Genomic DNA, 12,720 nt, shown 5'->3' on the forward strand with positions numbered 1-12,720 from the left:
CCGGAGGTGACGCGTCCTCTGATCGTCGACGAGTCTCTGAGGTTCGTAACGGAGAGAGGCGGTACGGCACCTGGCCGGTGGCCGCGCGGATGACGGTCCACGGACGGGGCGGGGCCGCCCAGTCGTTACGGTACGGGCGTCGCAAAGGGAGTGCCTCCCCTGAATGCCGAGCTCGCCGCGTACTTCGAGCGGGTGCAGGCGTGAAGGAAAGCTGCGGCGCGGCTTAAGAAAACATCGCTGGACCACCCAGGGCGCCGTACGGCAGATTGCCGGGTGATTCCACTCCTCTCCCCGGACACGGGCTCATTCGACATGCCCGGCCCCGGGGCCTCATCCACAGGAGCCGTGGCGATGAAGGCATTGGTCAAGGAGAAGGCGGAGCCCGGGCTGTGGCTCGTGGACGTCCCGGAGCCCGCGGTCGGTTCCGGCGACGTACTGATCAAGGTGCTGCGCACCGGTATCTGCGGCACCGACCTGCACATCCGGTCCTGGGACGGCTGGGCCCAGCAGGCGATCCGCACCCCGCTCGTGGTCGGGCACGAGTTCGTCGGCGAGGTCATGGAGACCGGATGGAACGTCACCGGCATCAAGGCCGGCGACCGGGTGAGCGGCGAGGGCCACCTGGTGTGCGGCACGTGCCGCAACTGCCTGGCCGGGCGCCGGCACCTGTGCCGGGCCACGGTCGGGCTCGGTGTCGGCCGAGACGGCGCCTTCGCCGAGTACGTCGTCCTGCCGGCGTCCAACGTGTGGGTGCACCGGGTCCCGGTGGACCTCGACGTGGCCGCGATCTTCGACCCGTTCGGCAACGCCGTGCACACCGCGCTGTCCTTCCCGCTGGTCGGCGAGGACGTCCTGATCACCGGTGCGGGGCCGATCGGCCTGATGGCCGCGAGCGTCGCCCGGCACGCGGGTGCCCGGAACGTCGTCGTCACCGACGTGAGCGAGGAGCGGCTGGAGTTGGCGCGCAAGATCGGCGTGAGCCTGGCGCTCAACGTCTCCGGCTCTTCGATTGCCGGTGGACAGCGGGAGCTGGGGCTTCGCGAGGGGTTCGACATCGGCCTGGAGATGTCCGGCCGCCCTGAGGCCCTGCGCGACATGGTCGCCAACATGACGCACGGCGGCCGTATCGCCATGCTCGGCCTGCCGTCCCAGGAGTTCCCGGTCGACTGGGCCCGCATCGTCACCTCGATGATCACTATCAAGGGCATCTACGGCCGCGAGATGTTCGAAACCTGGTACGCGATGTCCGTGCTCCTCGAGAGCGGCCTGGACCTCGCGCCCGTGATCACCGGCCGGTACGGCTACCGCGACTTCGAGGCGGCGTTCGCCGACGCGGCGAGCGGCCGCGGCGGCAAGGTCATCCTCGACTGGACGGCATAACTCCCTTCCTCCGCAAGCACTTTAGGAGCTTCCTGATGTTCGACTCCGTGCGCGACGACCTGCGCGCCACCCTGGACGAGATCCGCGCCGCCGGTCTGCACAAGCCCGAGCGGGTCATCGGCACCCCGCAGTCCGCGACCGTGAACGTCACCGCAGGAGGCCGCGCGGGCGAGGTCCTCAACTTCTGCGCCAACAACTACCTCGGTCTCGCCGACCACCCCGAGGTGATCGCCGCCGCCCACGAGGCCCTGGACCGCTGGGGTTACGGCATGGCCTCCGTCCGCTTCATCTGCGGCACCCAGGAGGTGCACAAGGAACTGGAGGAGCGACTGTCGGCGTTCCTGGGACAGGAGGACACGATCCTGTACTCCTCCTGCTTCGACGCCAACGGCGGCGTGTTCGAGACGCTGCTCGGCGAGGAGGACGCTGTCATCTCCGACGCTCTCAACCACGCGTCGATCATCGACGGCATCCGGCTCTCCAAGGCCCGACGGCTGCGGTACGCCAACCGCGACCTGGCCGAGCTGGAGGCCCGGCTGAAGGAGGCGTCCGACGCGCGCCGCCGTCTGATCGTCACCGACGGCGTCTTCTCCATGGACGGCTACGTGGCCCCGCTGCGCGAGATCTGCGACCTCGCCGACCGCTACGACGCGATGGTCATGGTCGACGACTCGCACGCCGTCGGCTTCGTCGGCCCCGGTGGCCGCGGCACCCCCGAGCTGCACGGCGTCATGGACCGTGTGGACATCATCACCGGTACCCTCGGCAAGGCGCTGGGCGGCGCCTCCGGCGGCTACGTCGCTGCCCGCGCCGAGATCGTCGCACTGCTGCGCCAGCGCTCCCGGCCATACCTCTTCTCCAACACGCTCGCCCCGGTGATCGCGGCGGCCTCCCTCAAGGTCCTCGACCTGCTGGAGTCGGCGGACGACCTGCGCGTCCGGCTCGCCGAGAACACGGCCCTCTTCCGCGGCCGCATGACCGAGGAGGGCTTCGACGTCCTTCCCGGCGACCACGCCATCGCACCGGTGATGATCGGCGACGCGGTGAAGGCCGGCCGCATGGCCGAACTGCTGCTGGAGCGCGGCGTGTACGTGATCGGCTTCTCGTACCCGGTCGTCCCGCAGGGTCAGGCCCGCATCCGGGTCCAGCTGTCGGCCGCGCACTCGACGCAGGACGTGAACCGCGTGGTGGACGCGTTCGTGGCGGCGCGGGCGGAGCTGGAGGCCTGAGCAGGAAGGAGAACCGGGGGCATTTGAGACAATCGATCCCATGATCGAAGCGCGGCGGCTGCACATCCTCCGTGCGGTGGCCGACCACCGCACGGTGACGGCGGCTGCCGCCGCGCTGTACCTGACGCCCTCGGCGGTCTCCCAGCAGTTGACGGCCCTGGAGCAGGAGACGGGCCACCGCTTGGTCGAGCGCAGCGCGAAGGGCGTACGACTGACCCCGGCCGGCGAGATCCTTCTCGGACACACCAACGCGGTCCTCGCCCAGCTGGAGCGTGCGGAGGCAGAGCTGGCCGCCTACAGTGCGGGCGCGGCCGGCACGGTCACCGTCGCCTCCTTCGCGACGGGCATCACCCTGGTCGTCGCGCCCGCGGTGGCCCGCCTCGCCGACTCTGCGCCCGGCATCCGCATCCGCGTCCAGGACGCCGAGGGCGACGCCAGCCTGCCGATGGTCCTGGACCGGCAGGTGGATGTCGCCGTCGCCGTCGAGTACCGGGGCGCCCCGCCCGCCGACGACCCCCGCCTGACTCACGTACCGCTGTACGCCGAGCCCTTCGACGCCGTCGTCCCGGTCACCCACCGTCTGGCCGACGCGAGCGAGGTGCCGCTGGCCGAGCTGGCCAAGGACAGCTGGATCGGCCCCTACCCGGGTAATCCCTGCCACGACGTGGTCGTTCTGGCCTGCGAGAACGTCGGCTTCCAGCCCCGCATGGAGCACTCCTCGGACGACTTCCGCGCGGTCGTGGCACTGGCGTCGGCCGGTGCGGGAGTGGCGCTCGTACCGAGGTCGGCGCTGCGAGGCATGGACCTCGCGGGGGTGGTCGTGCGTCCGGTGGACGGGGCGGTGCCGGCCCGGCGGGTCTTTGCGGCGGTGCGGCGGGGAGCGGAGGAGCATCCGTTGATACAGCCGGTGCTGGAGGCGTTGGGGGAGGCGGCGCGGACGTGAGCTTTGCGTAAGACTGAGCTTGACCGGCCTCTATTCCTGGCGGTGGGCACCGCAGGGGCTGCGGCGTTCATCGCCACCCTCGCTCGCCGCGCCCGGGCCGTCCTGGGGGCATCAAGGTGTCCACCGCGCACGGGTACGAAGGTGCGGTCACGCTGTTCGTGTCGTACCTGCCGGACCCGCGGTTTGAGCCACAGCGCGGACCACGACCGCCCGCCGACAGCGCCGGGCCAGAACGCCCCGACATCAGCCACAGAGTAAACCGATCGGTTTTCATTTCGTTGAAAACCGAGTTAACCTCACATCATGACCACACAGACGAAGCCGACTCCCCGGGAGAGGCTCCTGGAGGCGGCGGCCACGCTCGCCTACCGCGAGGGCGTCGGTGTCGGCGTCGAGGCGCTGTGCAAGGCGGCGGGAGTGTCCAAGCGCTCGATGTACCAACTGTTCGAGAGCAAGGATGACCTGCTGGCGGCGAGCCTGGAGCGGCGAGCCGCCTCTTACGCGGCCCGGCTCCTGCCGGAGGCGGACGATCCGCGTTCCCCGCGGGAGCGGATCCTGCACGTCTTCGAGCAGCTGGAGTCGCAGGCAGGCGCGCCCGAATTCCACGGCTGTGCGTACCTGGCTGTGCAGATCGAGCTCAAGGATCAGAGCCACCCCGCCAGCCGGGTGGCCCACCAGGTCAAGGGGAACCTGACGGCCTTTTTCCGGGGCGAGGCAGAACGGGGCGGGGCGAGCGACCCGGATCTGCTGGCCCGCCAGCTGATCCTCGTCTTCGACGGCGCCAGTGCCCGCGCGGGGATCAGAGCCGACAAACTCACCGGACTCATCGTGCCCACCGTGGCCACCCTGCTCGATGCGGCGGACATGCACTGACGCATCGCCTTTTCGAGCCGCCCGAGCAGACGGATGTGTGCGGCGATGGAGCGTCGACTGCAGACCCGTCTGACCACCAGAGGTTTCATCCCGGCCTGCCGGCATTCCACCGCCGCCAAGTCCGGCGCCGGACAGGAGTAGAGCGGCTCGCTTCAGGTGCCGCAGGCGGTCCGCGGGTGGCACCACGCCGCGGTCGCGGTGACGCCCCGTCGGCGAATCTCCCTGGGGCGCATGGCCGCCCCTCCATTCCGCCAGGACGAGCAGGACCGGCCGCAGATCGCGCGCGGCTTCCGTCAGCGTGCACTCGTAGCGGGGCGGCACCGGTGCTCCCCTGGTCCTGCTGCACACCGTGCGCACGCAGGCCGAGCACTTCGGCTTCCTCATCCCGATGATCTCGGACCAGTACACCGTGTACGCCCTGGACCTGCCGGGGATGGGCTACTCCGAGATCGTGCCCGGCGCCTCCTACGACGAGCCGGCGATGCGCGCGGGCGTCGAGCGGCTCCTGACCGAACGGCCTTGGAGCGGCCCGGGATCATGTCCAGCAGCCTCGCTGGACCCGTACCGGCGCGCACCGGCGTGAGGTCGATGATCACGGTGACGTACTTGTCCCCGCGGCGGGTATGGCGCCACACGTGCTCATCGACCCCGATGACCTTCACACCGTTCAACCGGCCGGGATCGTTGATCAGCACCCGTCGGCCCTCGGCCAGGACCGCGTCGTTGGCGGTGTTCCACACGACGCCGAGCCCTTGGGCGACGCGAGCGATGCTCAAGTGCTGACACACGATCACCTCCAGCGCCCAGGCCAGTCCACGACGCGACAGCCTGGCCCGAGGCTCGCGGCGCGGCTGATGTCCTGGCGCCACACATGCCACACCCGGTGCACCGGTACCGGCGGATCGTCACCAGCAGGGTGGTCGGTCGCCAGCCCAGCGGCTCGTGGGCCAGCTCCCGCGTGACGGAGTCCCGGGGTCTTCCTGCTGCACACCCGCAGCGTTGGCACCGGCCCTCGGTGCCGTCATCGGCCTCCAGGACCCGGCACGCCAGGACCGCGCGATCGGGCTGCAGACGCTGGCCGACCACGACCGGGCCGAGCTCATCCAGGCGGCAGAACGTGGTCAGGTCAGGGCAGCCGAGGGTTGCGTCAGGCACGTCGAGGTCTTCCAGATGAGCGGCGTAGGAACATCCATCCTCGGAAGACCTCGACACCTGCCCCGGGACCGACGCGCCAGCCACCATCCAACCAGCGACTACACCCTCAACTGTGAAGAGCCCGAAATCGAGGCGCTCGCCGACGCCAGACACAGCAACGCCGAGAGTGAGGACATCAACCGCGTCATCAGACTTGTCGCACGGGCCGCCTTCGGCTTCCGCAATGCCGACAGACCAACACCTACGCACGCGCTGTGTGACCACCCACCGAGCCCGCGGACCCCTGCACCGCTCCACTTTGAAGACCCGGACACCCGAGCGCTTGCCACTAGAAAACCGTTCGGTGTACTCTATCCGAAACCGATCGGTTTTCGAGGTATCTATTACCGGCATCAAAGACACAGTCGTCGCCTATGCGACCGCCCGCGACCCACGAGCCATCGGCGCAGCGTAATCCGGTGCCGTTGATCGCCAAGCTGGTGCAGAGATAAGCCTCGAACTTGCCGCACCCATCGCGTACTGATCGCGTGTACTCAACCCCTGGAGTCAAAAGCCATGTCTTCTCACATCACCTCCAACATCTTCATCATCGGCGGCACAGGGGCTCAAGGGATGCCCATCGTTCGCGCTCTTGTCGCCGACAAGAAGTACTCCGTCCGAGTCCTCACCCGCGATTCCACGTCCTCACGAGCCCAGGCCCTCCTCGCACTCGGCAACGTCTCCCTCCTCGAAGGCTCATTCGCCGACGAAGACGTCCTGCGGGAGGGGTTTCGCGGATGTGACGGGGCATTCATCAACATCGACGGGTTCAACACCGGCGAGAAAACGGAGATGTACTGGGCCATCCGCACTTATGAGATAGCGATTGAAGAAGGAATCAAGTTCTTCGTCTACGGAAACCTCGACTACGCCCTCAAGAAGTCCGGCTACGACTCCAGGTTCCGCACCGGCCACTACGACGGCAAAGGCCGTATAGCTGAATGGGTGCTCTTTCAGAACGAAAAGAACAGGGACAGGATGGGAGCAGCAGTCTTCACTTCGGGTCCCTACATCGAGATGGTGATCTCACCGGGCACACCCATGACACCTTCCATCGAGGACGGTGTCGTCACGTGGCGAGTACCTCTCGGCGAGGGCGCCGTTCCCCACGTGTCTCTTGAAGATTGCGGATTCTATGTTCGCTGGCTCTTCGACAATCCGGAGCGGGCGAACGGCATGGACCTCGAAGTCGCTATCGAGCACATGACCTATACCGATATGGCTGCGGCGTTCGAGAAGGCCACCGGGCATCCAGCGCAATACATCGACACCGATCTGGATGCCTATTGGGGCGGCCCGCTGAAGGGGGCCGCTGATCTCCCTGCCGGATACAACGCCGATCCCAACGACAAGAGCACCATGAGCTTCCGGGACAATTTCACGGGCTTCTGGAACACATGGAAGCACGGAATCATCACCAGGGATTACGCCCTGCTCGACGAAATTCACCCCACCAGGATCAGAAGTGCTGAGCAGTGGTTCAGGCGAGAAGATCAAATGGGGCGGGACCTCGGCAAGGGAAGTCTCTGGGAGAGGGTCCAACCCGAGAACTGGCGCAGCGACTCTCCGATCCTCAAGGGCAGTGCGGATTTGAGGAGGGGCAAGTTGTAAACGGGGCCCGCGATCGTTGCCGGGAGCGCCTGCCGGGGAGCGTACTGCTCCACGGCGGTTCGTCCCGGCGGCGACGGTCGTGTCAGAGGAGGCCGAGTCCGCGCAGGTCGCTCGCGTACTTGGTGATGAGGCTTGCGGACAGGTGCGGGTGGCCCCGTCCTCACCGATCCGGCCTCCCGGACGGCGTCCGTGAAGCGGTCGGCCGGGACGGCCGAGCCGAGTGCCGGTTCGCCCGGCTTCGCGAGCGCCTGCAGCAGCGGCACCAGGGAGTGCCGGCGTCGCTGCTCCGGCAGCGCCCGCAGGGCGGTTTCGAACCGGGTGAACCACTTGTCGCTGCCGCGAGCTGCGGCGCCAGGGAGGATCGGCCCCGGCGAGAAGACATCGACCATGTCGTCCCCGTGGATCTCCCGTGCTTCTTACCTGGCCGGAACCACCGGCAAGACGATGCGGGACGGCCGGGCGGGGTCGTGGAAGAGCTGCTGGCGGGCCACTCGGGCCGTGGTCGCGCTCTCCTCGGGTTCGCCCGTGTTGAGATTGCGGTCCCAGCGCGGGAAGTTGCTGGAGGTGACCTGAACCCGTATCCGATGCCCCGCCCGGAAGACGATGCTGGTCGACCACAGGTCCACCACGTGCTCGGCCGGCTCGCCCGGTGTCACCCGCACCCGCACGATGCCGTCGGTCACATTGCGGGAGAGGCCGTTCTCGTCGACGTCGCACAGGCGTGCCACCCAGTCCGTCGAAGGGCCGTCCGTTGCCGCGAAGAGCACCGCCTGGACCCGGCCGGTCACCTCGACGTCCTCGGCGAGCGGATTTGTGGTGAAGACCAGGACGTCCTCGCGCGCCTCCACGGCCGTCTGGTCGAGCGGTCCGGGACGGAACTCGTCGGTCATGAGGACCGCGCCGCCGGCGGTGGGCACAGGATCCATCGGGTCGTAGGTGAACTCCTCGGGCTGCTCGGCGGTGGACGGCGGTTCAAGGCTCAGGCTTCCGTCCGCGCGCAGGTGGAAGTCCGTGTCCACCGCCCGCGACAGGGGCCATTCCGTCTCCTCGCGCCACTGGTTGATCCCCATGACGAACAGCAGCACCTTGCCCGTGTCCGGCTCAAGCACCTGACCGTTGCCGTCGCCGAGCGTGCGCTGGAACCAGTCGAACTGCATGTCGGTCAGACGTCCCCGCATGCCCATGAAGTCGGAGTGCGCGCTGAACCCGAAGTTGACGTCCCCGACCACGTTCCGCAGGTTGGTGTGCGACCACGGGCCCATGACCAGCGTGGCGGACCGGCCCGCCCGGCGCATGGCCGTGAAGTTGTCGAGCGTGCCCTGGCTGAAGATGTCGTACCACCCGCCGGCCTGGAAGGTGGGCAGGTCGACCTCGTCGTGCCGGCCCGCGACCCGGCAGGACCGCGCCCACTCGGGCTCTCGCCGGGAACGCTCGTAGCCCAGCTCGGGAAGATCGTGCCGGGCGAACGCGGGAAACCGCCCGGCCGGGAGCTCCCCGTAACCGCCGCCCGCCAGACCGTCAAAGTCCTGGACGAGCCCGGTGATGCTGCTCACCAGCCCGTCCAGATCGGTGGCGTGCCGGCGCGTCAGCGTGTCGGCGCCCTGCAGGAGCGACCAGGGGACGGTGATGCCGAGCTCGATCGCACCGCCGCGCGTCCACAGGCCGTCGTCCGGGTCGGACCACGTGATCATTGGCGCGATAGCCTTCAGCTCCGGCGGCTTCGACAGCGCCGCCATCCACTGGGTGTTGCCGAAATAGCTGACGCCGATCATGCCGACGGAGCCGTTCGAGCCGGGCAGGGCAGCGGCCCACCGAACGGTGTCGTAACCGTCGCTCTCCTCGTACGTCCACGGCTCCCACTCCCCCTCGGAGGCGAACCGGCCACGGGTGTCCTGTATGACGACCATGAAGCCGCGTCGGGCCGCCGCCACCGGATCGAGCATGACGGCCATCATGGGCGTCTGCTTGCCGTACGGCAGCCGGCTGAGCAGTACCGGCCACGGCCCCGTACCACCAGGCCGGTAGACATCCGCGCGCAGCACCGTGCCGTCACGCATCTCCGCCGTAACGTCGAACTCGATCCGGATATCCGTCATGTGCCGCTCCTTCGTCTGCCACGACGCCTTCCCGCGCCATCCTGGAGTCGGTCTTCATCACGCACCACCCCCGAAATGGGGGTGACACACCGGTCTCGGGGCAGCTCACGCCGCCGCGTTCAACAGGCCGGCCAGGACGTCGGGTCTTTCCAGTGCGATGAAGTGGCCCGCTCCCGGCAGCTGCGTGAATTCGGCGGCGGGCAGCAGTTCCTTGTTGGCATGCCGGTCCGAGGATCGGGACCAGTCCTTCTCCCCGTAGACGAGGTGAACGGGGGCTTTGATCTCGGTATAACGCGAGCGGGCCGCGATGAGGCTGGGCAGGCTCTGGTACACGGACCGGGCAACGGTCGGGTAACCGGGGCGGCCACCCACCTGGAGGAGTTCGTCGACGTAGTCCTCCCGCAGAGCGCTCTTGTCGCCCAGGCCGCCCTCCAGGACCCTGCGGAGGACCGGCTTGGGCTCCACCCCGGCGATCACCGGGCCCACCCCCGGAGCGAGAACACCGGCGACCACCACGCGGGCGAGGAGGCTGGAGCGGGCGATGCCGTCACGGAAGTCGTATGTGTTCACGGCGACGACGCGGCGTACCCGCTCCGGCAGATCGGCCGCGGTGGTCAGGGCGAGCACCGCCCCCATGGACTCCCCGACCAGCGTCACGTCATGCAGGTCGAGTTCGGTCAGGAGCCGCTCGACGCCCGCGCGCATCGCCGGCTCGTCGTAGGAGGCGCCGGGCACGATCTCGGAGTAGCCCATCCCCGGCAGGTCCAGGGCGTACACGGTGTACTGGTCCGAGATCATCGGGATGAGGAAGCGGAAGTGCTCGGCCTGCGTGCGCACGGTGTGCAGCAGGACCAGGGGAGCACCGGTGCCCGCCTTGAGGTAGCGCAGGGTTCCCTCGCGGCCCTGGCGCCCGGCGCGCGGAGCGAGGGTGTGGCTGGTGGTCCCCGGAATGCGAATCGTCGGACGTGGGTCTTGGGTGGGCATCTCGCCGCCTCCTTGTACGTGAACTGCGGATGGGTGATTGGGTGCGGTGCGGCAGCGAGGGCGGCGACCGCCGATGGCGCGCGGGCCTGCGCTTCTCGCTGTGGTCCGTGTCCTACTTCGCCAGCTGGGGATACAGCCCTGCCAGGTCCCCGGCCAGGCCCGCCTTGACCTGCCGCGAGACGTCGTCGGCGAGCACCTCGTACACCCCTGTCTCGACGCCGTCGAGGGCGAGCGCGGCGACGTCACGAGGGTCGGCCAGCAGCGGACCGTAGAAGTTGGTCTCGAACTCCCGGCGCACATCATCGACCGGCGACTCGAGGAAGGACGCGCCGACCGCCGCGCCGGCTTTGTTGATCAGTACGTTGACATCCTGCGCCTGCGCCGCGGCCACTGCTGCGAGGTCGGGCCGTCGCAGGGCCCGGTGCTGAGCCACGATGCCGCCCAGGGACCATCCGAGCAGGTCGGCCTGGGCCAGGTCGAGGGCCTGGAGTAACTCAATGGCGCCGTCGGTGAATCCCTCGATGGAGGCGAGTGGTTGGCCGGTGGAGTAGCGGACGCCGACATGGTCGAACAGGATCACGTCGCGGTCGACGGCCAGGTGGTCCAGGAACTGCGTGTCCCACCAGTCGCTGGGGCCGCGGAAGCGGTTCAGCAGGACCAGCGGGACGCCGTCCTGCGGGCCGATGCGCCGGTAGGTGAACGTTGCGGAGGGCCCCTCCACGGAGAGGTCCTCGGCCTTGTCTGCCAGGTAGGTGCTCATGCCATGCGTCTATTTCCTGCTTGGCGTGCGCGGTCAGTGGGTGTGCGGGGCGGTGGGCGTCAGCCGGCCAGTTGATTGAGCTTGCGGATCTGCTTGTCGAAGATGCCGGCGGGAGCGAGGCGGCGCAGGGTGCTGGCGCGTCCGGCCGTGGGACCGGCGGTGTAGCGCAGCTTCGGCTTCGGGTCGGTCGCCGCCGCGACGATCACCTTGGCGACGACGGCGGGGTCGTCGCCGTCCCTGATCGCTGCCTCCATCAGGCGGTCGAAGGCGCGCCGCTGGTCCGCGTAGACCTCCAGGGGCGCGTCGGGCCGCGGGCTGTTGGACTCGAACCCGGTGTTGGTGTAGGCGGGTTCGACGATGAGCGCCCGGACACCGTGCTCGCGGACCTCGTGGTCCAGGGACTCGGAGTACCCCTCGACCGCATGCTTGGAGGCGGAATAGGCGGCCATGTAGGGCGAGGGGAGGAAGCCGACCACGGACGAGAGGTTGATGATGCGCCCGCGCCTCCGGGCGCGCATGTGCGGCAGTACTGCCTTCACCATGCGCATGACGCCGAAGACGTTGATGTCGAAGACGTTCTGGGCCTGCGCGAGGGAGTTCTCCTCGGCCGCGCCCATCAAGCCGATACCGGCGTTGTTGACCAGGACGTCAATCCGCCCGAACCGCTCGATCACCTGCTCCACCGCCCCGGCGACCGACGCGTCACTGGCCACGTCGAGGTCCAGGAACGTCACACCGTCAAGCGGGGTGACGCGCGAGGTGTCGCGGCTTGTACCGACCACCTCGAAACCTGCTTTGACCAGCGCCAGCGCTGCCGCCTTGCCGATGCCGGAGGACGCACCCGTCACGAGTGCCACCGGCCGATGTGTCGTCATCATGGACTCCCGAGCTCATAGAGAAAACTGATCGGTTTCCATCACTGTAAACCGATCGGTTTCCGAGCGCAAGCTCAAACACGAAAGGATCCCTGCCCGCGCCACCGGCCGCCTCCAGGCTGAGCTGACCAGCGCCTGCCAAATGACGACACGTCAGGATCAGCGCACAGGAAAGACGTGAGCGTCATCCGCGCGGCGATCACCGAGTTGTGGCACGAGGGCTACCACGGCACCGACTACGAGTCGACGCGGCCGCGGGTCACCGAGACGGCCGACCGCCGGTTCAGGCAGGACGGCATCGACTCGCCCCTCAATTCGCCCCTGCAGAACCACCGCCCACGACGCACCGACCGGACGCGTCTACCACCACGAGATCCCTGGCGGCCAGCTCTCCAACCTGCGTACCCGGGCGATCGCGCTCGGCCTCGGCGACCGCTTCGAGGACATCGAGGCCATGTACCCCGCCGCCGACCGGATGCTGGGCCGCCTGGTCAAGGTCACCCCGTCGTCGAAGGTGGTCTGCGACCTCGCACTGCACCTGGTCGGCGACGCCGGCGTGAAGCCCGAGGACTTCGAGGCCTCGCCGAACACGTACGACATCCCGGACTCCGTCATCGGCTTCCTGCGCGGCGTGCTGGGCAACCCGCCCGACGGCTGGCCGGAGCCCTTCCGCAGCAAGGCGCTCGAGGGCCGCGCCGACCCCAAGCCCACGCAGGAGCTGACCGCCGAGGACCGTACGGGACTGGAGAAGGGCCGGCGGGCGACGCTCAACCGG

At 68.5% G+C, this 12,720-nt stretch carries 10 protein-coding genes and 3 pseudogenes; 8 read left to right on the top strand and 5 right to left on the bottom strand.

The window, feature by feature from the left end:
- Positions 1-351: 351 nt before the first annotated feature.
- The 5 genes and pseudogenes from tdh to ACFYO0_RS09995 form a co-directional block, all read left to right on the top strand.
- Positions 352-1,380: an L-threonine 3-dehydrogenase gene (gene tdh, locus ACFYO0_RS09975; RefSeq protein ID WP_388673116.1), complete on the top strand. Its 1,029-nt coding sequence runs from the start codon at positions 352-354 to the stop codon at positions 1,378-1,380.
- Positions 1,381-1,415: 35 nt separating this feature from the next.
- Complete coding sequence (locus ACFYO0_RS09980) at positions 1,416-2,609, top strand: glycine C-acetyltransferase (RefSeq protein WP_388673118.1); 1,194 nt, start codon at positions 1,416-1,418, stop codon at positions 2,607-2,609.
- A 40-nt stretch (positions 2,610-2,649) separates the two neighbouring features.
- A complete protein-coding gene (locus ACFYO0_RS09985; protein WP_388673120.1) occupies positions 2,650-3,552 on the top strand; it encodes a LysR family transcriptional regulator in 903 nt (300 codons plus the stop codon).
- A gap of 303 nt (positions 3,553-3,855) precedes the next feature.
- The gene (locus ACFYO0_RS09990) at positions 3,856-4,425 is read left to right on the top strand and encodes a TetR/AcrR family transcriptional regulator (RefSeq protein ID WP_388673122.1); all 570 of its coding nucleotides are present in this window, start codon (positions 3,856-3,858) and stop codon (positions 4,423-4,425) included.
- Between the two features lie 310 nt (positions 4,426-4,735).
- A pseudogene (locus ACFYO0_RS09995) lies at positions 4,736-4,939 on the top strand (alpha/beta fold hydrolase); the annotation flags it as partial.
- On the opposite strand, the pseudogene ACFYO0_RS10000 reads toward ACFYO0_RS09995, so the two are convergent.
- Positions 4,914-5,580 (bottom strand): annotated as a pseudogene (locus ACFYO0_RS10000) (transposase family protein); the annotation flags it as partial. The pseudogenes ACFYO0_RS09995 and ACFYO0_RS10000 sit on opposite strands and share 26 nt — an antisense overlap.
- Before the next feature lie 15 nt (positions 5,581-5,595).
- Between ACFYO0_RS10000 and ACFYO0_RS10005 the strand changes: the two are divergent.
- Both ACFYO0_RS10005 and ACFYO0_RS10010 read left to right on the top strand, forming a co-directional pair.
- Entirely contained in the window at positions 5,596-6,048 is a 453-nt protein-coding gene (locus tag ACFYO0_RS10005; protein ID WP_388673124.1) for a transposase, read from the top strand.
- Positions 6,049-6,135: 87 nt separating this feature from the next.
- Positions 6,136-7,230, top strand: coding sequence for an NmrA family NAD(P)-binding protein (locus tag ACFYO0_RS10010; RefSeq protein ID WP_388673126.1), 1,095 nt, complete (start codon positions 6,136-6,138; stop codon positions 7,228-7,230).
- A gap of 416 nt (positions 7,231-7,646) precedes the next feature.
- Here ACFYO0_RS10010 and ACFYO0_RS10015 read toward each other — a convergent pair whose 3' ends face one another.
- The 4 genes from ACFYO0_RS10015 to ACFYO0_RS10030 all read right to left on the bottom strand — a co-directional run bounded on the left by ACFYO0_RS10015 (position 7,647) and on the right by ACFYO0_RS10030 (position 11,945).
- Positions 7,647-9,326: a CocE/NonD family hydrolase gene (locus ACFYO0_RS10015; protein ID WP_388673128.1), complete on the bottom strand. Its 1,680-nt coding sequence runs from the start codon at positions 9,324-9,326 to the stop codon at positions 7,647-7,649.
- 105 nt (positions 9,327-9,431) lie between these two features.
- Positions 9,432-10,310 carry an alpha/beta fold hydrolase gene (locus ACFYO0_RS10020; RefSeq protein WP_388673130.1) on the bottom strand — a complete coding sequence of 293 codons (879 nt, stop codon included), beginning with the start codon at positions 10,308-10,310 and terminating at the stop codon, positions 9,432-9,434.
- A 112-nt stretch (positions 10,311-10,422) separates the two neighbouring features.
- Positions 10,423-11,070, bottom strand: coding sequence for an alpha/beta fold hydrolase (locus ACFYO0_RS10025; protein WP_388673132.1), 648 nt, complete (start codon positions 11,068-11,070; stop codon positions 10,423-10,425).
- A gap of 59 nt (positions 11,071-11,129) precedes the next feature.
- Positions 11,130-11,945 (bottom strand): oxidoreductase, encoded by an 816-nt coding sequence (locus ACFYO0_RS10030; protein ID WP_388674212.1) that lies wholly within the window; start codon positions 11,943-11,945, stop codon positions 11,130-11,132.
- A 343-nt stretch (positions 11,946-12,288) separates the two neighbouring features.
- On the opposite strand from ACFYO0_RS10030, the pseudogene ACFYO0_RS10035 reads away from it, so the two are divergent.
- Positions 12,289-12,720 (top strand): annotated as a pseudogene (locus tag ACFYO0_RS10035) (pyruvate carboxylase); the annotation flags it as partial.

The sequence above is a fragment of the Streptomyces sp. NPDC006365 genome (assembly GCF_042870755.1).
GTDB lineage: Bacteria > Actinomycetota > Actinomycetes > Streptomycetales > Streptomycetaceae > Streptomyces > Streptomyces xiangluensis.